This is a genomic window from Verrucosispora sp. ts21 (assembly GCF_002879555.1).
GTDB lineage: Bacteria > Actinomycetota > Actinomycetes > Mycobacteriales > Micromonosporaceae > Micromonospora > Micromonospora gifhornensis.
Map to the genome: position 1 here is coordinate 88,894 of NZ_PNOZ01000006.1, position 21,791 is coordinate 110,684.

Genomic DNA, 21,791 nt, shown 5'->3' on the forward strand with positions numbered 1-21,791 from the left:
CGGACAGCCGCGACAGACCGCCTCGGCGGTGGTGGATCGGAGCCCGCGCCGTCCTTTCAACCCCCAAAAGGAGCAAAGGTGCCCCTACAGCCCCGACGATCTCGTGGCAGACGCGCCGCAGGGGTGGTCCTCACCACCACCCTCGTCGCGTCACTGACCACACTCGCCGCCAACCCCGCCTCGGCCGCGCCCGAGGAGGCCCCGGCCCGGTCGAACCCGCTCTTCCTGACCGGCCCGAACGCCGGTGCCGCCGAGGACATCGCCATTCGCTACCTGCGCGGCAATGCCGCCGCGCACGGGGTGAACGCCGCGGATCTCAGCGACCTGAGCATCCTGTCCAGCTACACCAGCCGGCACAACGGTGTCACCCACGTCAACCTGGCTCAGCGCCACCAGAACCTGGAGGTGTTCGGCGCGGTCGCCACGGTGAACATCGCCAAGGACGGCAGCGTCATCCTGGTCGGCGAAACCCTGGTCACGGACCTGGCCAAGGGCACCTCCGGCACGGCGGACCTCAACGCCGTCGACGCGGTCGAGGCCGCCGCCGACGCTCTGGACCTGGCCGCGCCGAAGAGCCCCAAGGTCCTCAGCCGGGCCGGTGGCGCGGCGCAGAAGACCGTGGTGTCGGAGAGCGGCATCTCCGACGAGCCGATCCCGGCGAAGCTGGGTTGGCAGCCGACCGAGGACGGGCTGCGCCTGGCCTGGCAGCTGGTCATCGACGACTCCTCGGACTCCCACCTGTGGAACGCCACCATCGACGCGGAGACCGGTGAGCTGCTCGACGTCGACGACTGGACGACCCAGCACGAGGCCCACGAGGTCGCCAACAACCTGGACGCCCTGGCGCCCGGGCGGGCCACGACCCTGAACACCGCGGGCTTCCACACCCACGAGCCGGTGCAGGACGGTTCCAGCTACAACGTGTACGCCGGACCGGCCGAGAGCCCGAACGACGGCCCCCGCACCGTGGTGACCAACCCGGCCGACCGGGTCGCCTCGCCGTACGGCTGGCACGACACCAACGGGGCGCCGGGCGCGGAGTTCACCACCACCCAGGGCAACAACGTCCACGCGTACCAGGACACCGACAGCAACAACGCCCCCGACTTCGGCAGCAGCCCGGACGGCGGGCCGAGCCTGACCTTCGACAACCCGGTCGACCTGAACGAGCACGCGCAGAGCTACCGGGACGCGGCGACGGCGAACCTGTTCTACTGGAACAACATCATCCACGACGTCACCTACCGTTACGGGTTCGACGAGGCGTCGGGCAACTTCCAGATGAACAACTACGGCCGTGGCGGCGTGGGCGGCGACTACGTCCGGGCCGAGGCCGCTGACGGTAACGGCACGAACAACGCCAACTTCTCCACCCCGGCCGCCGACGGTGGCGCGCCGCGCATGCAGATGTTCCTGTGGCCGGGCAACCAGTTCGGTGCCCAGAACCAGGTCGTCGTGGACGGCGTGGGCTCCTTCGACGCGACCTGGTCGCGGTTCAGCCCGGCGCCCTCGGTCGCCGGTCTGCCGGGGCACCGCTTCGTCTACGCCGGTACCGGCTGCAACACGGCGGCCTACCCGGCGACGCTGCCGGGCGGCAACTGGATCGCGGTCGTCGACGGCGGCACCGCGGCCTGCACATACCTGCTGCGTACCCAGGTGGCCCAGTCGCTCGGCGCCAAGGCCGTGGTGGTGGCGCACAACGCCACCAGCGCCGCGCCGGTGCTGACCGGTGCCATGACCACCGCGCCGGTCGCCATCCCGGCGGTCGCCGTGAGCCAGGCCGACGGCAACGCCATCAAGGCCGCCATCGCCGCCGGTGACGTCACCGGCTCGGTCCGCAAGCACCCCAGCCACCCGGGCATCCGCGACGGTGACTTCGACGCCGGCATCATCATCCACGAGTACGGTCACGGCATCTCCAACCGCCTGACCGGTGGCCCGGGCGTCAACTGCCTCAGCGGCAACGAGCAGATGGGTGAGGGCTGGAGCGACTACTTCGCGGTCACCATGCTGCTCGACCCGGCGCTCGACACCGCCGACGGGGTGCGTGGCATGGGTCCGTACGCCCTCTTCCAGGAGGACCGCAGCGGTGCCGGCATCCGGCCGCGCCCGTACTCGCGGAACATGGACATCCAGCCGTTCACCTACGACAGCATCAAGACCGGTGGCTGGCTCAACGGTGCTTCGCTCGCCGCGCCGCACGGCATCGGTCACGGCTGGGCCTCCGTCCTGTGGGACATGACCTGGGACCTGATCGACCGGCACGGGTTCAACCCGAACGTCTACGACGCGTGGAACACCGGCGGTAACAACCTGTCGCTGCAGCTGGTCATGGACGGACTCAAGATGCAGGGCTGCGGCCCCGGCCTGGTTGCCGGCCGCAACGGCATCATCGCCGCGGACGCCGCCCTCACCGGCGGCGAGAACTCCTGCAGCCTCTGGGCGTCCTTCGCCCGCCGAGGGCTGGGCTACAGCGCCGTGCAGGGCACCACCAACCGCGACGACAACACCGAGGCGTTCGACACCCACCCGTCCTGCCGCGGTGACTTCCTCAACCGTACGGGAATGAACACCCTGGACGCCGGTGACGCTGCCCCGATGCAGTTCCAGCTCGCCAGCAACCGGGGCCTGGACATCCTGGCCAGCAACTCGCCGTACTCGCGTCTGGTGGACTGCGACACCCTGCAGACCGTCAACCCGAGCGGGCCCATCACCCCGCGGCCGACCCCCGTCAAGGCGGTCAACCCCGGCAACTCGAAGATGTCCGTCAATGCGAACGGTCGGTACAACTACGTGTGGAAGACCGACCCCGCCTGGGCCGGCACCTGCCGAGAGTTCGTACTCACCCTCGACAACGGATTCCAGTACCGCACCTACTTCAAGTTCATCGGCTGATCTCTGACAGCTGATCGGAGGTAGAGCCGGAGGGAGCGTCCCGCACGACGGAACGCTCCCTCCGGTGCGTACAGCCCCTGACACCGTGGCTGACCACGGCCGCGGTGGATCGCGGCGACAAGCCGCCGTATCCCGTACAGCGAAGGAGCCTTTGGTGTCCTCATCCCCCCGGAGATCTCGTGGTCGACGCAACGCCGCTTTGGTGTTGTCCACCACCCTCGTCGTGTCCCTGACATCGGTGTCCGCGCCCGCCTCGGCGGCGCCCGAGGAGGACGCGGGTACCTCGAACCCGATCTTCCTCACCGGCCCGAACGAGGGCGCCCCGGAGACCGTCGCCGTCAACTACCTGCGGGCGAACCCGGCCCAGCACGGTGTCGGCGCGGCCGATCTCAGCGACCTCGCGGTCGCGTCGAAGTACACCAGCCGGCACAACGGCGTCACGCACGTGAACCTCGCCCAGCGGTACCAGAACCTGGAGGTGTTCGGAGCCACCGCCACCGTCAACCTCGCCAGGGACGGCAGCGTCGTCTTCGTCGGTGACAGCCTGGTGGCCGACCTGCGGGAGAACGCCGCAGGCGTTGCGTCGCTGGACGCCCTCGAGGCGGTGGAGGCGGCCGCCGACGCCCTCGACCTGGCCGAACCGAAGAGCCCGCGGGTGATGAGCCGGGCCGGTGGCGCCGCCCAGCGCACCATGATCTCCGGTAGCGGCATCTCCGACCAGCCGATCCCGGCGAAGCTGGGTTGGCAGCCGACCGAGGACGGGCTGCGGCTGGCCTGGCAACTGGTCATCGACGACTCGTCGGACCCGCACCTGTGGAACGTCACGGTCGACGCCGAGACCGGCGACCTGCTCGACAGCGACGACTGGACCACCCACGACCACCCCAAGGACCTGGCCGCCACCCTGGGCCGACCGGAGCAGCGGACGGCCGCGGCCACCACCGCCGCAGACATCGAGATCCCGACCGTCCTGCCCCGTAACCAGGTCGTCGACGGGTCCAGCTACCGGGTCTTCGAGTTCCCGAAGAACGACGCCAACGAGGGACCGCGCAACCTGGTGACCAACCCGGCCGAGGGCACCGCCTCGCCGTACGGCTGGCACGACACCGACGGGGTCCCGGGTCCCGAATACACCATCACGCGGGGCAACAACGCCCACGCCTACACCGACCGGGACGCCAACAACCAGGTCGACCCGGGCAGCTCCCCCGACGGCGGACCGGGCCTGACCTTCGACTTCCCCGCCGACCTCGACGAGCACCCGCAGACCTACCGTGACGCTGCGGTGGTCAACCAGTTCTACTGGTGCAACGTCGTGCACGACCTCACCTACGGCTACGGCTTCGACGAGCCGTCCGGCAACTTCCAGGTCAACAACTACGGTCGTGGCGGCGTCGGCGGCGACGACGTGATGTGCGAGGCGCACGACGGCTCCGGCCAGAACAACGCCAACTTCTCCACCCCGGCCTCAGACGGCGGCCGGCCCCGGATGCAGATGTTCCTCTGGCCGGGCAACCAGTTCGGCCTGCCCAACGCGGTGACTGTCGGTTCGGGTGCCGGCGCGGCGACCTACCAGGCGGAGTACGCCCGGTTCACCCCCGCCCCCACTCGGGACGGCTTCGCCGGTGCCCTGGCGCTCGTCGACGACGGGGTCGGCAACACCGGCGACGGCTGCACCGCGTACAGCCTGCCGGCCGGCGCGATCGCCGTGCTCGACCGCAGCAGCAGCTGCAACTACTACACCCAGGTCAGCAACGCCGAGCAGGCCGGCGCGACCGCCGTGGTGGTGGTCAACAACGTGGCCGGCGCCCCGGTGGTGATGAACGGGTCGATGAACCCGGCGGTCACCATTCCCGCGGTGATGGTGAGCCAGGCCGACGGCAACGCCATCAAGGCCGCCCTGCCGTCCGCCGCGAAGGTGCACCGCAACCTGGACCGCCCGGCCATGCGGGACGCCTCGTTCCGCGCGGAGACGATCTTCCATGAGTACGGTCACGGGGTCTCGCTGCGGCTCACCGGTGGCCCGACGGTCAACTGCCTGACCGGTAACGAGCAGATGGGCGAGGGCTGGAGCGACTTCCTCGCGATCGTCTCGCTGATCAACCCCTCCCTCGACAACCCCGAGGGCCCGCGTGGCTACGGCCAGTACGCGCTGTTCCAGGACAGCCGCACCGGTGACGGTTTCCGGCCGCGTCCGTACTCGCGGAACATGGACATCCAGCCGTTCACCTACGACAGCATCAAGACCGGTGGCTGGCTCAACGGTGCTTCGCTGGCCGCGCCGCACGGCATCGGTCACGGCTGGGCCGCCGTGCTCTGGGACGTGACCTGGGACCTGATCGACCGGCACGGGTTCAACCCGAACGTCTACGACCCGTGGAACACCGGCGGTAACAACCTCGCCCTGCAGCTGGTGATGGACGGGTTGAAGATGCAGGGCTGCGGCCCCGGCTTCGTCACCGGCCGCAACGCCATCATCGCCGCCGACGCCGCCCTCACCGGCGGCGAGAACTCCTGCAACCTGTGGGCCTCCTTCGCCCGCCGTGGGCTGGGCTACAGCGCGGTGCAGGGCACCACCGGTCGCGACGACAACAGCGAGGCCTTCGACACCCACCCGTCCTGCCGGGGCGACTTCCTCAACCGTACGGGGATGAACACCATCAGCGCCGGATCGGCCGCGCCGATGCAGTTCCAGCTCGCCAGCAACCGGGGCCTGGACATCCTGGCCAGCAACTCCCCGTACTCGCGTCTGGTGGACTGCGACACGCTGCAGACCGTGAACCCCGACGGGCCGATCACGCCGCGACCGACCCCCGTCAAGGCGGTCAACCCCGGCAACTCGAAGATGTCCGTCAACGCCAAGGGTCGGTACAACTACGTCTGGAAGACCGACCCCGCCTGGGCCGGCACCTGCCGAGAGTTCGTACTCACCCTCGACAACGGATTCCAGTACCGCACCTACTTCAAGTTCGTCGGCTAACCCCTGACGCAGAGCCGGGGAGCGTTCCGAGCCACGGGATGCTCCCCGGTAGGGGTCAGGCGTAGAAGCCGGTCCGTAGCTCGATGCCGTGCTCCAGCCACGCCTTGAGGCAGCAGAGCATGTTCGTCCAGCCCTCGCAGTTGCCGTACGACGCCCGCTGCCCCTGCGGGGTGGGGCGCCACCCCTCCTCGGCGATGGTGACAAGGGTGCGATCGGCACCCAGCGGCTCGAACTCCATGGTGACAGTCGTGTGGTAGGCCCCGGTCGACTCCTCGCCGTCATCGGCCGCCCAGCGCAACACGATCCGTCGGTCCTGCTGCACCTCGACGACCTCCACCGGGAAGGCCCCGGGGAAGTCGGCGAAATCCCAGCTCACGGTGGCACCGGTGGCCAGGCGCCCCTTCGCTCCCCCGGTGGTGAAGTAGTGGGAGAGCTGCTCCGGGTCGACGACGGCCTCGAACACCTCATGCACCGGACGGCTGATCCGGCCGGCGATCTTGAATCGCAGGTCCATGCTGATCTCCTCACGCTGACATGTTGTATTTTTATAACATGTCAGACGGTCGCGCCGAGCCCGACAACCCGGACCAGGATCTGGACGAGGTGTTCAAGGCGCTCGCCTCACCGACCCGTCGACGCCTCCTGGACCTGCTCAAGGACCAGGCCCGCACCACCGGCGACCTGTGCGAACGGCTGGCACCCCTGGATCGGACCACGGTGCTGCAGCACCTGCGGGTGCTGGAGGCCGCCGGACTGGTCATCGCCCAACGCAAGGGGCGCGAACGGTGGAACCACCTCGATCCGCTGCCGATCAAGCGCATCCACGACCGGTGGATCGGCGCGTACGCCAGCGCGGCGGTGGACAAGCTCGCCGCACTGAAGTCCACTCTGGAGCGATCGACCCCGCGGTAACCGCCAGCTCATGACCCTTGACACTCCGATGTGTCTGCACGAAGATCAATGTCATGCGAAGCGCCTTTCTGACGAAGCGAGGTCACATCGACCTCCTGCGCGTCGCCAGCGCTGCCTGTCGACCCTGCCGCTGACGCCGGGTCATCCCCCTTCCTGCCCGCACGGGCGACTCCCTGCCATAGGTCTCCGGCCCTACCAGCACGCCCGTGTACGGCATTCGCTTCATCCGACAGGAGAGCTGTCCATCGTGCACACCATGTCCGTACGCCTGGCCACCGCCGGGCTCACCCTCGCCCTGCTGGGTACGGCGGCCTGGGTCGCTCCGGCGAACGCCTCGGCGTTGCCGGCGGTGCCCCCGTCGTCGCCCGGCATCCACCAGATCACCGGTTACCCCCGGCAGAACGTGCTTCCGGTCTGGCCGGCCAACCCCGCAGACGCCTCCATCCCGATCGGCGTCATCCCCTACCACGACATCGCGCCGAAGCTGAACGCGTTGCAGGCCGCCAGCAACCGGGTCTCCGCCCGGGTGGCCGGCACCTCCAGCGGCGGACACGACCTGTACGCGGTCGTCGTCACCGCCCCGGAGACGCGGCAGCAGGCCCGCCAGCAGGAGGAGTGGAAGCGCCTCATCGAGGAGGACCCGGTCCGGGCCCGCACCGACCGCAAGCTGCTGGCCGGGTACAAGACGCCGTTGTTCGTCAACGCCAACATCCACGGCAACGAGTGGGAGGGCACCGACGCGGCGCTGCGGGTCATCGAGGAGTTCGCCACCAGCGGTGACCCCGAGGTGACCCGGCTGCTGGAACGCAACCGGCTGATCTTCAACGTGACGGCCAACCCGGACGGCCGGATCGCCGGCACCCGGGCCAACGGCAACGGCTACGACCTCAATCGGGATCTGACGATCGTCTCGCAGCCGGAGACGAACCTGATCCGCGAGCTGATCATCGACACCAAGCCGATCATCACCCTGGATCTGCACGGCTACGTCAACCCGACGCTGCTGCACCCGAGCACCCCGCCGCACAACGTCAACAACGAGTACGACCTGTTCATCAAGCACGCCCTGCCGAACGCCCTCGGCATCGAGGAGGACCTGCGGGCCCTCGGCTACGCCGAGACGCAGCGGGCCCGCATCCCGTTCCGCGACGACGCGCCGGGGGTCTGGGACGACTTCCCGCCGATCTACGTGCCGTCGTTCGCGTTGTTGCAGAGCAGCATCCCGTACACCATCGAGGCGCCGCTCAACCCGCGCGGGACCAACCTGACCCCGCAGGAGCGCGTGCGGCGATCGGGAATCAACACCGACGTGCACGAGGTGGCGATCGCCTCGTCGCTGCGCTACATCCAGGAGCACCGCAACCAGCTCATCTTCGACCAGGCGGAGGTCTACCGGCGCGGCTGGGCCGGTGAGCCGCTGCGGGACATCCCCGACGGCTACGTGCCGGGCTGGGGTCCGGAGGACAACTACAACACGGTGTTCCCCCGGGCGTACGTGATCCCGACCGGTGCCGGGCAGCGGTCCGAGCCGGCCGCCGCGCGCCTGGTCGACCTGCTCATCGGCAGCGGTGGCCGGGTGTGGCAGGCCAAGCAGTCGTTCCGGGCCAACGGCACGAGCTACCCGGCCGGCTCGTACGTCATCGACCTGCACCAGCCCAAGCGGGGCCTGGTCAACTCGCTGCTGGAGCCGGGCATCGACCTGACCGACCGGGTGGACGACCTCTACGCCGGTCCGGCGGCCTGGAGTCAGGGCCTGACCTGGGGCGCCACCGTCGACACGCTGTGGGATGCCAAGCTGCCGAAGGTGCAGCTGAAGCAGGTGTACGACGGGGTGGCCACCGGCACCCTGCCGCCCGCCAGCGTCGACGTACGGCTGAACATCCAGGACGCCGCCGACCTGCTGGTGGTCAACTCGCTTATCCGCAAGGGCCTGCGGGTGCACCGGCTCGCCGACGGGTCGGTGGTGGTGCAGACCACCCCGGGCAGCCGCAAGCTGCTCCAGGATGCGGTCAAGACGCACGGCGTCACCTTCGAGCGGGCTCCGGCGCGTTGGACGGGTACCCCGCTGGGCGAGATCGTCGTCGGTTACCTGGGCGGTGTCGAGGCACGGGACACCCTGGCCGCCCTCGGCTTCGCGACCCGGGCGGTCACCGCCGCGACGCTTGCCGACACGCTTACCGACGACGTCGACGTGCTGCTTGTGGCGAGCAGCCTCAACGTGGCGAACCTGACCGCGACCAACCGGGCCGCGTTGGACGCCTTCCTGGCGCGTGGTGGCGGCGTGGTCGGCCTCGGCACCGCCGGGGCGAGCTTCGGCAACGCGACGTCGCTGTTGAGTGTCACCGCCACCGCCGGGCCGTCGCTGGCCAGCGGGGTGGCGAACGTGGTGAACCGGGGTGGTCCGGTCACCGCCGACGCCAGCGCGTACAGCTTCATCAGTCAGCCGGTCTGGTTCACCAACCTCGGCGCCGGGGTGAGTGTGGAGCAGTCGTACGCGGCGGACCCGCTGCTGGCCGGCTGGTGGGCGAGGACTGGGGCGAACGGGCAGACCGCTGCCGCGAACCAGGCAAGCATCGTGCGCACGGTGAGTGCCGGCGGCAACGGGGTGGTGCTCTTCGGCACCAACCCGACGTTCCGGCTGCACCCGAAGGGGCTGCACCCGCAGCTGGGCCGGGCCCTGCTGTGGGCCGCGCGACCGTGAGCTGAGCGTGCTGCGGGCCTCGGCGATCTCGCCGGGGCCCGCGTCGTCATCCAGCCCTGGAAGATTGGGCCGAATGGCCTGGTCGCCGGGGGTGCGGGGCGGACATCATGGGGACATGACGGGCCGTAGACCGGATGCCAGGTGTCCGCTCCGCCCCGGGCAGCCGTGCACGCTGTGTCAGCTGGACGTGACCGGGCCGCAGGACTGCCCGCTGGTCTACCTGGTGATGACCGACGAGGAGTTACGCGCCGGCACGCACCGGGCGTCCACCAGCCGCAGCGCGTTGGCACCGGCGACCAGACGGCGCTCCGCTTCGTCGAGCCCGGCCTGAGTCAGGGCCGTCTCGACCCGCTCGCGGCTGGTCTCGCGCGCACCGACCACGTGCAGCTCGGACAGCTCGGTCAGCACCCCGTCGGCCAGCAGCGACAGCAGCGCGGCGGCGTTGATGACGGTGAGAGTGGGCGAGCAGGCCGTCCAGGTCGGCGATGCGCGCGCTGCGTCAGGCGGTGGAGTCGGTCACGCCACTGCCGTACGGTGAGTCGATGATCGACCCGGTGAACACGATCCGTCAGGTGTGCCTGGGGCTGCCCGAGGTCAGCGAGCGTCTGAGCCATGGCACGCCGACCTGGTTCGTCCGCGACAAGAAGTGCTTCGCGCAACTGTGGCCGGACGGCCACCACCACAACGATTTCCCGCACCTGTGGTGTGCGGCGCCGCCCGGCTCGGCCGCCGAGTTGATCGCCGCGGACCCGGACGTCTACTTCCGGCCGCCCTACGTGGGGCATCGCGGCTGGGTGGGCGTACGCCTCGACACCGGCGTGCAGGCCGACGAGGTGGCCGAGGTCATCGAGGACAGCTACCGGATCGTGGCACCGAAGACGCTGGTGGCCCGCCTCGACGCGGCCGCCACGCAGGGCTGAGCACGTGGTGGGCCCGGCGCCACGGTCGGGCCCACCGCGGTCAGGTCACTGCAACGACACGTCGTCGAGGTAGAAGCTGTCGGTGCCCGAGGCCGTCTCGACGTAGAAGCGGGCGTTGGACAGGGTGCCGCTCCACGACACGGTCGCCGTACCGGTGAGCTGGGTCCAGCCGTTGGCGTTCACCGTCGCCGCCGGGGTGAGCTGGACGTAGCTCGTGGTGCCGTTGGCGGTCACCGCCAGGGTCGGCCGCACCGACGGCGTGCCGCTCTGCGACCGCACCCACAGGGTCGTGGTGTACGTCCGGCCGTTGGTCAGTGCCGAGGTCACGTCCTGGCTGGGGCCGTTCCACGATCCGGTGCGCCCGGAGTGCAGCAGCGACCGCGACCCGCTGCGGACGACTGTGGTGGCCGACGACAGGGTGCCGCTGCCGAACACCGACCAGCCGGTCGTGCCGTTCTCCATGGTGCCGTTGGTCAGCAGGTTTCCGCCACTGCCCGAGCCGGCGGTGAACCGCCAGTTGTTCAGGTTGAACAGGTAGCCGCTGCCGCCGGTGAAGCGCAGGTAGAGATCGCGGGTGCCGGTGGCGCCGCTGACGGTGCACGAGGTGTTGGCCCAGTTCTGCCAGCCGCCGGTGCCGGCCACGGCACAGCTGCCGACCAGCGGGCCGGTGGCGCTGTCCAGCCGCAGCTCGATGGTGCCGCCGCTGGTGGCCGAGGCGACCCGGGCGGTGAACGACGACGCGCCGGTGCCGAAGGCGACGCCCCGGACCCGGATCCAGTCGCCGTTCTCGATGAACCCGACGTTCACGCCGCCCTCGCTTGACGCTTCGGTCTCGATGCCGTTGCCCCAGTTGATGGTCTCGGCCTCCTGGGTGACGTACGGGTTGAGGGTGCCGATCTGGGGCGCGCCGGCGGTGGTCATGTTCATCACCGGGATCGATCCGTCGGCGTTGTAGGAGAAGCGTTCCACCGCCACCGAACGGGTGTAGCCGCTGCCGCCGGGCAGGGCACCGTTGTGGTAGAAGAAGTACGAGTTGCCGGCGTAGTCGATGATCCCCGGGTGGTTGGTGAAGCTGGCGCCCTGCCGGGGCATGACCGTCCCCCGGTAGGTCCACGGTCCGGTCGGTCCGGGTGCGGTGGAGTAGCCGATGAACTCGCTGCAACACTCGGCCGCGAAGACGTTGTAGTAGACGCCGTTGCGCTTGTATACCCAGGGACCTTCCTCGTACAGCGTCGGACGGCTGGAGTTGCCAGTGCGGGTGCCGAAGCCGGCGGTGGTCAGCGGGATCTGCGTCGGGCTGCCGGAAAACGAGATCATGTCCTGGTTGAGCCGGACGTACCACAGGTTCGGGTTGCCCCAGTAGAGGTAGGCCTGACCGTTGTCGTCGATGAAGGCGTGCGGGTCGATCTCACCGTTGCCGACCAGCGGGCGGCCGAGCGCGTCCCGGAACGGGCCGGTAGGTGAACTCGACACCCCGACCCCGATGACCATCTGCCCGTTGGACCGCTGCCGCACCGGCACGTACCAGTAGAACTGGCCGTTGCGGGCAACCACGTGCCCGGCCCAGGCGTTCGCGTCCGCCCAGGCGAACGTGCTCAGGCTCATCGGCACCCCGTGGTCGGTCCAGTTCGACATGTCCGTCGTCGAGAAGACCCGCCACTCCTTCATGGTGAAGTACGTCGAGGCGTCCTCGTCGCGGCCGGTGTAGACGTAGAGCCGGCCGTCGTGCACCAACGGCGCCGGGTCGGCGGTGTAGACGTGCTGGACGAAGGGGTTGTCCGCCTTCGCCGGTGCGGCGAGGAACGTCACGAGCATCAGCGGGACGGCCAGCCAGGCGAGCCACCGTCCGACCGACCGGCCGCGCAGGGGTACGGGTTCCATTGTGGACTCCTGAGGGTGGTGGAAGAGGTCCGACGCCCAGCCGGTCCGGGACGGGACCGCCGCGCGGGGCGGGGTGGGGCGGGACCACGACGTCGACAGCCGGTCGAGCCAACCGAAAACGGCGAATGTTAGCGCCAACATCGGGTCATCGGCCCTCTTGGCTCCCGCACGCGACGCTAACATGTGAGCGATCACATAACAAGAAGTCCGTCGATGCCTGCCGTCCCGCCGGTGCAGGGTCGGCCGGTGGCGGGTGCGGGCGCCCGACCAGCGGCCGGATACGGTGGCAGGCATGGCGAGGGTACGGGTGACGGTGTGGTCGCACTGACCTGGCACGGACACAGCACCGTGTGGCTCGAGGACTCCGGCACCCGACTGCTCACCGACCCGCTGCTGCGTGACCGGCTGGCCCACCTCCGCCGTCAACGTGGTCCGCTCCCCCGGCTGCCCGGTGCACCGGACGCCGTACTCGTGTCGCACCTGCACGCCGACCACCTGGACTTCGCGTCGCTGCGCCGGCTGCCCGCTCGGACCCCGCTGGTGGTGCCGGCGGGCGCCGCCCGGCTGGTCCGCCGGGTCCTCGGCCCGGCCGCCGGCACCTGCACGGAACTGTCGCCGGGCGAGCAGATCACCATCGGCCGCGTCACGGTCCGCGCCGTACCCGCGCATCACCATCCCGGCCGTGGCCCCTGGTCCCGGCAGCAGGCACCCGCCATCGGCTACCTGATCGACGGCCAGGCCCGCACCTGGTTCGCCGGCGACACCGGCCTGTTCGACGAGATGGCCGACCTCGGGCCGGTCGACCTGGCGCTGATCCCGGTCGGCGGATGGGGTCCCACCCTCGGGCCCGGTCACCTCGACCCGCCGGCGGCGGCCGAGGCGGTACGCCGCGCCGCCGCAGCCTGCGCGGTGCCGATCCACTACGGCACCTTCTGGCCGATCGGCTGCGACCGGATCCGCCCCGACCGGTTCCTGCACCCCGGCGACGACTTCGCCCGGCACGCCGCGGCCCTCGCCCCGGGCACCCGGACAGTGGTGCTGTGCCCGGGTCAGTCCGTCACCGTGCGTCAGTCGTGACCGCCACGCTCGGCGCACTGGCCTGGCTCACCGTGGTGGTGCTGTTCGGCGCCGTCGTCCCGGTGGTGCCGACCGGCGCGGCGGTCTCCGGCGCCGCCGCGCTCGCCGCACACCAGGATCCGGTGACCGTGCTACTCGTCGTGCTCGCCGGGGCGATCGGGGCGTACGTGGGTGACCTGGCGGTCTACCTGGCGATGTGCTGGGGCGGGGAGCGCTTCGCGCGGCGGCTGCGCTGGCTGCGCGGCCCGAACCGGCTCGACCGGGTGTCGGCGCGGGTACGCGAGGGCGGGGTGGCGATGTTCCTGGTGTCCCGGCTGATCCCCGGCGGGCGGTTGCCGGTGCTCCTGGCGGCGGCGGTGTCCGGGCTGCCCTGGCGGCGTTTCGCCGTGGCCAACCTGCCGGCCAGTCTGCTGTGGTCGGCCCTGTACGCCGCGATCGGCGTGCTCGGTCGGGCCGTCTTCCCCGAACCGTGGCAGAGCGTGGTCGCCGCGATCCTGATCGTGGTCCTGATCAGCCAGGCACTGGGCTGGTGGGGACGCCGACGCCCGCTGCCGGTTCCGCCACCAGCGTCACCGGCTCCGCCGGCCTGACCGGCCTGGTCGGACTGGCCGGGCCGGTCGGGTTGGCCGGGCTGGTCGGGTTGGCCGGGTTGTCGGGTTGGCGCAGGCCGAGCCGGTGCAGCCAGCGGAGCAACTGGCGGTGCACCGCGTCCGGTCCGACCAGTTCGCCCTCCTGCGGCCAGGCGGCGGGATGGATGAGCACGGCCTCGTTCTGCCACCCGCCGAGCCCGCCATGGCTGCCCACCAGTTCTTCGAACGCCGGCACCTCCTCGATGCCGGGCTCCACCGCACTGATCACCACCAGGTCACCGACGTGCGCCATCTGCTGGTGTCGCAGCAGGTCGTGGCGGGCTCGCGGCCCGTAGGGCGTCAGCGGATCGTCGCCGTCGACCTGGCCGTCGGACAGCCGGTGGACTCCCCGCGCGCCGATGGCCAGCGGGCCGGCGGCGGAGTCGACCACCACCAGGCCGATGCCGGGATGAGCGGTCAGGCCGTCGATCAACCCCGGGGCCACCGCGTCGACGCGGTCGCGGGTCAGTCGCCCCGGATGGTGGGCGAGGTAGATCATCGCCAGGTTGCCGGAGGCCACCACCACGGTCTCCGGTTCGTTGCGGTCGACGGCCGGCGCCGGCTCGGCCGCCTCCGGCGCTCCGGCCGCCGAGCGGGCCGCCACCCGGGTCGCCGTGGCGGTCATCCCGCTGCGGCCGGTGACCTCGGTGAGCAGCCGGTCGACCCGCTCCCACGTCTCGGGGCGGCCACCCGGCTCGTCGTCGACCGGCGCCGGCAGGATCTCCTGCGTGGCGGTCAGCCGCCGCACCAGCTGGGTCAGCGATTCGCCGTAGCGCTGGCGGAACGTGGCACCCTGGCTCTGCCCGTGGTCGCTGAGCACCACGACGTGGTAGCGCCGGGCCCCCTCGGCGGCCAGCCGGTACAGGATGCCGAGCGTGTGGTCGAGCGTCTCCAGGGCCGCCATCGCCTCCGGCCGGGCCGGCCCGGCGTGGTGGGCCACCTCGTCGTAGTCGACGAAATCGCAGAAGATCACCGGTGCGCCCCGGGCCATCTGCTCGGCGATGAGCGCGACGTTGAGGTCGCTGAGCAGACTGGCCAACGGTCGCAGCGCCAGGTAGAAGCCGCCCCGGTCGGCCCTGGGCTGCACGCCGCGTACCCGCCGCCGCCGTGCCCCGTGCACTTCCCGCAACACCTGACCGGCACCGAGCACCACCGCGCGGGCGAAGCCGTACGGGCTGGTCATGAAGGCCGCGTAGCCCGGAGTGGACCGCCCGGGCAGACCGGCACGACTGATGGTGAACAGGCTGGTGGGAGCATCACCGGAGAAGGCGGTGCTGATGCTGACGCCGCCGTCGCGCAGCAGACCCCGGCCGGTGGAGGCCCGCCGCTCGACCTCTGCCGCGTCCCGGGGACGGCTGGTGACCACGAGCCGACCCGGTTCACCGTCGGCTGTCGCCTTCTCGTACCACCGGTAGGCCGGCACGTGGTCGACCTCACCGTACAGCAGACCCGCCTGCGCGGCGGGGGTGGTGGCGGGCAGCCCGGTGTGCCAGCGGGTCATCCGGTGACTGCCCGACCGCAGCCAGCTACCGATGGTCGGCAGGTTGCCCGCACGCACCGCCCACTGCACCACCGGCGCGGCCACCCCGTCGAGCTGGATGATCAACAAACCGTGGGCCGGCTCGGCGTCGTCGGTGGACGTGGCAGCGGCCCGACGCCACGGCCGCCAACGCGGGCGGCCGTCCAGGCTACGGCGGACCCTACTCATCAACCGCCGCATCTCGCTGACGAACGAGTCGTCGGTGCCGGCGTCGGCCAACCAGTTGACCATCGCGGCGAGCGCCACGGCCAACCAGGCGGCGGCGAACGCCACCGGAAACCCGGCCACGTGCGCCTCCGGCGCCAGCCGCAACGCCACGTACATCACGATGGCCTGGACACCCACCCCGATGGCCAGGGCACCGAGCCCACCGAGCGCGGTGGCCAGCGCCAGCAGCAGCGGGCGCAACACCGCACCGACCGCGGTGACCAGCCCGACCAGCCACAACAACCCGACCAGGCCGGTGGTGGTCACCCCGGGCAGCAGCCAGAACGTCGAGCTGAGCACCACGAACGAGGTCACCATGCTGCGCAGCAGCGCCCGCATCCGGGCGAGGGTCGGGCGATGGTAGTCGCGCAACATCCGCAGGCCGAGCCGGACGGTCTCGGGTTGAGCCTGTCCGGCAGCCACCTGCGGTTCCATCCCGCCACCATGCCACAGCCGAACCAACAAGATCCAAAAGGTCGGGCGGTGGACGGTGCCTGCGATCAGCCGGACGGACGGGCCGGCCAGCACCGCACCGCGAGGACACCGGCCAGCAACGCCACACCGACGAGGTGGATCAGGCGTACGCCGGTGGCGGCGGGAAACGACGCGCCCGGCAGCATCGGCACCGTGACCAGGCCCACGGCGGCGACGACGGTGACGGCGCCCCAGAATGCCTTCGGGCGAGTGGCCCGCTCGGGCCTGTCCGCTCCCCTGGCGTCGGGCCGCCCGAGACGGGCCAGGCACCAGATCGCGACGACGGCACCGAGCACGGTGCTGGTCAGATCCGACAGCGTCCACCAGGCGACATCGGTGACGCTCGACCAACGGACACCGAACACCACAAGCAGCCAGTCGTCGGTGTGGGTGAGCCAGTCCCAGGCAAGGTGGCTGGCCGCACCGAGCAACGCCGAGGTGACGGTGACCCACAAGCGATGGCCGCCGCCCGCCGGCGCTCCGTCGACCCACCACCCGAACCGGCGATTCCGCGGCAGGTGTGCCGCGACAGTGCCGATCGAGGACCGGAAGATCCAGGCGTACGCCAGTGCCACGGGTAGGCACCACCAGAGCAACGCGGGCCAGGTGTGCGTGTCGGGAAAGCCGGGCCCGTCCGCCCGGTGCATCAGGTGGGCCACGTCCGGTGCCACGGCACCGCTCGACAACGCCACACCGTCGAACCACCGTGGCCGCCACAGCTTCAGCGGCAGGACCGCCGCCAGATGCGAGGGCAAGGTCAACGGCACCGCGGAAGTCTAGTGGTCGGCGCCTGTCAGCCGAACCGGTCGTCGACCTCGGCCGCGACCGACTCCGGGACGCGCATCCGCCAGGCGTCGGTGACGAGTTCGGCGAGGCGCTCGGCGTCCACCCGCGCCAGTCGCAGCATGACCAGGGGCAGCCCGTCGTAGCCGGGGGCGGTGAAGAAGGTCTCCGGCTCACCCAGCAGCAGCGCCTGCTTCTCGGCCTCGTCACCGACGTACAGCACGGCGATGTCGGTGCGGATGGTGCGGGGCTCGCCCGGGCGACGCTCAGGATAGGACCAGACGAAGCCCTTGTCCGCGACCCGGAAGTCGAAGCCGTCGCTGTCGATCTCCACCACCTGGGGCAACGCCAGCGCCAGGCGCCGCACGTCGTCGGCGTCAGCCATCGTGGCTCCCACCGGACACAGCCTGCTGCATGCCGCCAAGGCTAGTGCGCGGGTCCGACATCACGACGTCCGCGTACCGACCTGCGCCGACGGGTACGGCGATAGGCTGTCGTCGTGTCCACGCCGGCTCTCGACGCACTCGCCGCGGCCGGCCTGCGCCACCAGGTCGTCGAACACGGCCCGGTCCGCAGCCTCGACGAGGCCGCGGCCGCCCTCGGCGCGGCGGTCCCCGACGTGGTGAAGACCCTTGTGGTACGCCGCGGCGACGACGACTACCTGTTCGTGCTCGTACCGGGTGACCGGGTCATCTCGTGGTCCCGGCTACGGGCGCTGCTCGGGGTGAACCGGCTGTCCCTGCCGGACGCCGACACGGCCAGGGCGGTGACAGGCTACGAGCGGGGTGCCATCACCCCCTTCGGCGCGACGACCCGATGGCCGGTCGTCGCCGACGAGCGGATCCGGGGCCGCACGATCACCCTCGGTACCGGCCGACACGGTACGGCGGTGCTCGTCGAGGCCGACGCCGCTGTGGCAGCACTCGCCGCCACCCTCGCCGACATCACCGACCCCGCCGCCTGACAGCGGACCTGCTTCCAGCGGACGGTGATCGACTCCGTTTCGTTGAAACGGCGGTATCCCACCACTGCGTACCCCGCCGTTTCGGCGAAACGGCGCGCCGCGGCAGCGGCCCGGTGCTGGCGCGGCCCTCCCCCACGCCACGCTTCTTGGCGCTGGCCTTGATGTGTTCGTACTGCCGTTCCCGCTTGGGACTCGATCCTGCTGGCATCGTTTCCTCCACACGACCTGGGACGGGGAGTCCTTCCGGTGCAGACATGCCCAGGTCCACCCGGGCCAAACACATCGACGATCGACGTGCCGATGCTCCCCTCGACCGGATGGGCGCAAGGACGGACCGGGTGGTGCCGTTGGTGCGGGGCCGGCCGTGAGCACTGATTCGTAGGGAAACACCGGATTCGACGTAAGGCCGGACGGCATAGCGTCGGAGGATGCTCAGAACTCCGTTCGCGGGCCGGCTCGGCGGCCGGTTCGACGCGGTCGCCGTGCGCCGCTGGGTGAGCGGCGCACTGGTCCTGACCTGCGCTGTCGTGCTGACCGCCGGATGCAGCGCGGTCAAGCTGCCAGGTGGCGGCGGGGACGCCGACGACCGGTACGGGTACGCCCCGAAGCCGGACGACTCCGTGGTCTACCAGCCGGACGTGGTGCTCGTCGAGGGCGGTGGCAAGGCCATCCGCTCGGTCAGTGACGACGGGTTCACCTATGTCGTCGACGGTGACGCCCCCGGCGCGGAGGAACTCCAGCCAGGCAAGATCATGTTCGCCACCAGTCAGGCGGTCGGCCGGGTGGTACGGGTGGAGAAGTCCGGCGGCGACCGGGCGGTCACCCTGGCCCCGGTGCAGTTGACCGATGTGGTCCGCGACGCGGACATCACCTTCGACCAGCCGCTCGACCTGACCGCACAGCAGTTCAGCCCCCTACCCGACCTGCTCGGCGAGGTGGTCGAGGAGGACGCACCGGCCACCCCCGTGCTACCCGACGCGGCGGACGCCACCGGCCTGACCGGCAACGCCATCGGCATGGGCGGCGGCACGCTCGGCCTGAACGGAGGCATGGGCGGCGCGCTCGGCCTGGGCGCGAACGAGAGCGAGTTGTCCGACCTGCGGATCGCCGTACCGCCGATCGTGCTCGGGCCCGCTCGCGCACCCGGCGGCGGCGGTGCGGCCCACAGCATGGAACGGAAGATCGGCGGGTGGGGCGTCACCGCCTACCTGGGTCGTACCAAAGTGGGCCTGACCGCGCAGCACAGCACGGCGGCCTCCGGCCTCAAGGTCGACTTCGACATCCAGTTGCTCCTCGACAACCTGCGGCTGTCGGGCAACGTGAAGGTGACAAACGGGGTGATCCCCCACCCTCGGCTCCGCATCGACGGGGTGCACGGCCTCGCCATCACCGTCGCGGCCGGCGCGCAGGGTGGGCTGAGTGACAACAAGAAGGCGCGGATCGACCTACCTATCGAGTTGTCGCAGCCGATCATCATCGGCGGCTTCCCGGCGACGCTCAAGCAGACGTTCAAGTTCCTCGTCCAGACGGCGTTCACCGCGAAGAACGGCAACATCTCGGGCACCGGCCGGTGGGGCCTGACCGGACCGATCGGCTACGAAGGCGGCTCGGTGCTCACCCCGACCTTCTCCGTGCAGGAGAGCATCATGCAGTCGCTGCGGGGGGTGTCGGTCGGCGTCGAGGCAATCGTGGTGGCCGCGGAGTTTCGATTCGGTCTGATGCTCGGTCTGCCGGTGGCCGGCGCCGGGCCGTTCGTCGGCGTGGTGGCCTCGCTGGGGCTGACAAACGGTTCGGCGGCCGGTCGGGTGGGTCTGCCGTTGGCCGGGCCGGCGGTGAAGTGCCGGGGCACCACGCTCGTGGTGACCGCGCGGGCCGGTGAGGGCCTCAACGTCTCCGCGCCGTTGGCCAAGGCGATCGAGGTCGTGCTCGGGGTGCCGATCCCGAAGGAGGCCACCTTCGTCAGCAAGGACATCATCAACCGCACCGTCGTCGAGCCGGACGTACCCCTGTGTCGGGACTGACACCGATCACCAAGGGCTCCGGCCCGGCGGGGAGACCGCCGGGCCGGAGTTTGTAGTGCTGTTGACAGGTACCGGATCAGTGCTTGTGCACGCCGCCGGTGACCTTGCTCTTGTGGACGTGGCAGTGCTTGTGGTCCATGTCCTCGGTCTTGACCTTGCCCTTGACGGTGCTCTCCACGATCGACACCACCGAGGCCTTCTTGGCGTCGATGGAGCCGTTCACCGTCGAGTTGAAGATGATCAGGCCAGCGCCTTCCTTGACCTTGATCGAGCCGTTCTGGGTCGCCCCGTCCATGCAGGTGATGCCGGACTTGACCTCCAGGTTGCCCTTCTTCTGCTTACCGGTCAGCACCTTGGTGCAGGCCGGGTAGCTGGGCTGGGTCTGCGGGTTCAGCTCCTCGAAGGCGATCGCCCGGGCGTTGTTGGTACGCGGGTCGTCCAGCTTGAGGACGTCCAGGCCCTTCTGAATGTCGTTCGAGTAGATGTAGCCGTTGTTCCAGTACGCCGACCAGGATCCACCGAGGATGTTCCGGGTGTCCGACAGCGGACCCCGCTCCCAGTAGGCGATCTCGAACGGGTTGGCGGAGTCGGTGAAGTCGATCACCGAGATGCCGCCCTGGTACCACGCCTGGACCATGATGTCGCGGCCCATGGCCGGGATCAGCGAGCCGTTGTGGGCAACGCAGTTCTCCCGGGTGCTGTTCTCCCGCGGGATCTTGAAGTAGCTCTTGAAGACCAGCTGGCGGTTGGCCCCGGAGCCGACGATGTCGTAGATCGCGTTCGCGCCCTGGTTGTCCCGGTAGGCGGGGGTGCAGATCGCGCCGCTGCCGCCACCGAGCTCGTCGGTGAACAGCACCTTGGTGCCGGCGTTGTTGAACGTGGCCGAGTGCCAGAACGCGAAGTTCGTGTCCTGGACCTGGCTCAGCACCACCGGGTTCTCCCGGTCGGAGATGTCCATCAGCACACCGTCACCCATGCAGGCGCCGGCCGCGAGGTCCAGCTCCGGGTAGGCGGTGATGTCGTGGCAGCCGCTGGTGCGGGCGCCGCCGCCGTCCGGGAAGAGCACCGGAGTGGACACCACGGAGGCGCTGGTCGGGTTCGCCAGCGGAACCTTGATGATCGAGATCTTGTCGTGCGGCGTCTTGCAGTACGCCGCGGTCGCCGACGGGCTGTAGGACTGGACGTAGACGTAGAGGTCCGTCGCCTTGACCGTCTTGGCCTTCGGGCCCTTGCCGACGACCTTGTCCTTGCCGGGGACCAGCGTCAGCGTGTGCGAACCGCAGTCGGTGCGGACCGACTTGATGTACCGCGGGTTCGCCTTGTCGCTGACGTCGAAGATCCGGACGCCCTCCCAGTGGTCCGGGTTGGCCACCGAGCCGGCACCGCTGTTGCACGAGTCGTCGCTGCGGGGCGAGTCGACCGCGAAGAACAGCAGGTTGCCGAAGACCGACGGGTCACCCTGCCCACCGGGGCAGACGACCTGGCTGACCACCTGCGGCGAGGCGGGGGTGCTGACGTCGTAGACGGTGAACCCGTTGTAGTTGCCGGCGAACACGTGGTCGCCCTGGAAGGCCAGGTCGCTGTTGTACGAGGACTCGGCGGCGAAGGCGCCGAGCTTCGGCACGTTGGCGATCTGGGTGAGGTTGGCGCTGCTGACGATCTCGTCAACGCCCGGGATCACGTTCGCGGCGGCGCTTGCCGGCGCCGCCGCGACCGTGCTGAGGAGGAGGGCGCCGGTGGCGGCGAGGCCGAGGACGGCCCTCCGCTTCCCTCGCGCGGTCGGTTGTGACATGTAGTTACACCCTTC

16 protein-coding genes and 1 pseudogene are annotated in these 21,791 nt (G+C 70.3%); 11 read left to right on the top strand and 6 right to left on the bottom strand.

All coding sequences use genetic code 11. The features are described from left to right. Window positions 1-78: 78 nt before the first annotated feature. Both C1A38_RS04030 and C1A38_RS04035 read left to right on the top strand, forming a co-directional pair. A complete protein-coding gene (locus C1A38_RS04030) occupies window positions 79-2,895 on the top strand; it encodes a M36 family metallopeptidase (protein ID WP_233196601.1) in 2,817 nt (938 codons plus the stop codon). A 223-nt stretch (window positions 2,896-3,118) separates the two neighbouring features. Continuing rightward, entirely contained in the window at window positions 3,119-5,875 is a 2,757-nt protein-coding gene (locus C1A38_RS04035) for a M36 family metallopeptidase (protein WP_233196602.1), read from the top strand. 55 nt (window positions 5,876-5,930) lie between these two features. Here the strand turns inward: C1A38_RS04035 and C1A38_RS04040 are convergent, their stop codons facing one another. Next, on the bottom strand, window positions 5,931-6,389 hold the full coding sequence (locus tag C1A38_RS04040; RefSeq protein WP_102656470.1) for an SRPBCC family protein: 459 nt from the start codon (window positions 6,387-6,389) through the stop codon (window positions 5,931-5,933). Window positions 6,390-6,427: 38 nt separating this feature from the next. Here C1A38_RS04040 and C1A38_RS04045 point away from each other — a divergent pair, with 38 nt between their 5' ends. The 5 genes from C1A38_RS04045 (at window position 6,428) to C1A38_RS04060 (ending at window position 10,408) form a co-directional block, all read left to right on the top strand. After that, window positions 6,428-6,787, top strand: a complete 360-nt coding sequence (locus tag C1A38_RS04045; protein WP_199180076.1) for an ArsR/SmtB family transcription factor — start codon at window positions 6,428-6,430, stop codon at window positions 6,785-6,787. A 53-nt stretch (window positions 6,788-6,840) separates the two neighbouring features. Further along, the gene (locus tag C1A38_RS32330; RefSeq protein ID WP_353505506.1) at window positions 6,841-6,921 is read left to right on the top strand and encodes a putative leader peptide; all 81 of its coding nucleotides are present in this window, start codon (window positions 6,841-6,843) and stop codon (window positions 6,919-6,921) included. Window positions 6,922-7,043: 122 nt separating this feature from the next. Continuing rightward, window positions 7,044-9,488 carry a M14 family zinc carboxypeptidase gene (locus C1A38_RS04050; protein WP_233196603.1) on the top strand — a complete coding sequence of 815 codons (2,445 nt, stop codon included), beginning with the start codon at window positions 7,044-7,046 and terminating at the stop codon, window positions 9,486-9,488. Between the two features lie 115 nt (window positions 9,489-9,603). Continuing rightward, on the top strand, window positions 9,604-9,819 hold the full coding sequence (locus tag C1A38_RS32530; protein WP_146017422.1) for a DUF6767 domain-containing protein: 216 nt from the start codon (window positions 9,604-9,606) through the stop codon (window positions 9,817-9,819). A gap of 154 nt (window positions 9,820-9,973) precedes the next feature. Further along, the gene (locus C1A38_RS04060) at window positions 9,974-10,408 is read left to right on the top strand and encodes an MmcQ/YjbR family DNA-binding protein (RefSeq protein ID WP_233196604.1); all 435 of its coding nucleotides are present in this window, start codon (window positions 9,974-9,976) and stop codon (window positions 10,406-10,408) included. A gap of 45 nt (window positions 10,409-10,453) precedes the next feature. Here C1A38_RS04060 and C1A38_RS04065 read toward each other — a convergent pair whose 3' ends face one another. After that, window positions 10,454-12,289: a family 43 glycosylhydrolase gene (locus C1A38_RS04065; RefSeq protein ID WP_102656474.1), complete on the bottom strand. Its 1,836-nt coding sequence runs from the start codon at window positions 12,287-12,289 to the stop codon at window positions 10,454-10,456. Window positions 12,290-12,502: 213 nt separating this feature from the next. Between C1A38_RS04065 and C1A38_RS04070 the strand changes: the two genes are divergently transcribed. Together C1A38_RS04070 and C1A38_RS04075 are read left to right on the top strand one after the other, a co-directional pair. Then, complete coding sequence (locus tag C1A38_RS04070; RefSeq protein ID WP_233196605.1) at window positions 12,503-13,366, top strand: MBL fold metallo-hydrolase; 864 nt, start codon at window positions 12,503-12,505, stop codon at window positions 13,364-13,366. Further along, entirely contained in the window at window positions 13,363-13,956 is a 594-nt protein-coding gene (locus C1A38_RS04075) for a DedA family protein (protein ID WP_102656475.1), read from the top strand. Before C1A38_RS04070 ends, C1A38_RS04075 begins: the two co-directional genes overlap by 4 nt. Here the strand turns inward: C1A38_RS04075 and C1A38_RS04080 are convergent. From C1A38_RS04080 to C1A38_RS04090, 3 genes are all read right to left on the bottom strand, one after another. Then, window positions 13,877-16,177 carry an alkaline phosphatase family protein gene (locus C1A38_RS04080; RefSeq protein WP_102656519.1) on the bottom strand — a complete coding sequence of 767 codons (2,301 nt, stop codon included), beginning with the start codon at window positions 16,175-16,177 and terminating at the stop codon, window positions 13,877-13,879. The two genes, C1A38_RS04075 and C1A38_RS04080, sit on opposite strands and share 80 nt — an antisense overlap. Before the next feature lie 65 nt (window positions 16,178-16,242). Continuing rightward, complete coding sequence (locus tag C1A38_RS04085) at window positions 16,243-16,983, bottom strand: DUF4184 family protein (RefSeq protein ID WP_102656476.1); 741 nt, start codon at window positions 16,981-16,983, stop codon at window positions 16,243-16,245. A gap of 26 nt (window positions 16,984-17,009) precedes the next feature. Beyond that, the gene (locus C1A38_RS04090) at window positions 17,010-17,384 is read right to left on the bottom strand and encodes an MmcQ/YjbR family DNA-binding protein (RefSeq protein WP_102656477.1); all 375 of its coding nucleotides are present in this window, start codon (window positions 17,382-17,384) and stop codon (window positions 17,010-17,012) included. A gap of 114 nt (window positions 17,385-17,498) precedes the next feature. On the opposite strand from C1A38_RS04090, the gene C1A38_RS04095 reads away from it, so the two are divergent. Then, entirely contained in the window at window positions 17,499-17,963 is a 465-nt protein-coding gene (locus tag C1A38_RS04095) for an aminoacyl-tRNA deacylase (RefSeq protein WP_102656478.1), read from the top strand. Window positions 17,964-18,391: 428 nt separating this feature from the next. Further along, window positions 18,392-19,984 carry a hypothetical protein gene (locus tag C1A38_RS04105; protein ID WP_102656479.1) on the top strand — a complete coding sequence of 531 codons (1,593 nt, stop codon included), beginning with the start codon at window positions 18,392-18,394 and terminating at the stop codon, window positions 19,982-19,984. A 376-nt stretch (window positions 19,985-20,360) separates the two neighbouring features. On the opposite strand, the pseudogene C1A38_RS04110 reads toward C1A38_RS04105, so the two are convergent. Continuing rightward, window positions 20,361-21,776: pseudogene (locus tag C1A38_RS04110) on the bottom strand (LVIVD repeat-containing protein); the annotation flags it as partial. Window positions 21,777-21,791: the final 15 nt, after the last annotated feature.

Coding starts and splice junctions, on each gene's coding strand:
- C1A38_RS04040 (WP_102656470.1), bottom strand. CDS start 6,389: ATGGACCTGCGATTCAAGATCGCCGGCCGGATCAGCCGTCCGGTGCAT.
- C1A38_RS04045 (WP_199180076.1), top strand. CDS start 6,428: ATGTCAGACGGTCGCGCCGAGCCCGACAACCCGGACCAGGATCTGGAC.
- C1A38_RS32330 (WP_353505506.1), top strand. CDS start 6,841: ATGCGAAGCGCCTTTCTGACGAAGCGAGGTCACATCGACCTCCTGCGC.
- C1A38_RS04050 (WP_233196603.1), top strand. CDS start 7,044: ATGTCCGTACGCCTGGCCACCGCCGGGCTCACCCTCGCCCTGCTGGGT.
- C1A38_RS32530 (WP_146017422.1), top strand. CDS start 9,604: ATGACGGGCCGTAGACCGGATGCCAGGTGTCCGCTCCGCCCCGGGCAG.
- C1A38_RS04060 (WP_233196604.1), top strand. CDS start 9,974: ATGCGCGCGCTGCGTCAGGCGGTGGAGTCGGTCACGCCACTGCCGTAC.
- C1A38_RS04065 (WP_102656474.1), bottom strand. CDS start 12,289: ATGGAACCCGTACCCCTGCGCGGCCGGTCGGTCGGACGGTGGCTCGCC.
- C1A38_RS04070 (WP_233196605.1), top strand. CDS start 12,503: ATGCCTGCCGTCCCGCCGGTGCAGGGTCGGCCGGTGGCGGGTGCGGGC.
- C1A38_RS04080 (WP_102656519.1), bottom strand. CDS start 16,177: ATGGAACCGCAGGTGGCTGCCGGACAGGCTCAACCCGAGACCGTCCGG.
- C1A38_RS04090 (WP_102656477.1), bottom strand. CDS start 17,384: ATGGCTGACGCCGACGACGTGCGGCGCCTGGCGCTGGCGTTGCCCCAG.
- C1A38_RS04105 (WP_102656479.1), top strand. CDS start 18,392: ATGCTCAGAACTCCGTTCGCGGGCCGGCTCGGCGGCCGGTTCGACGCG.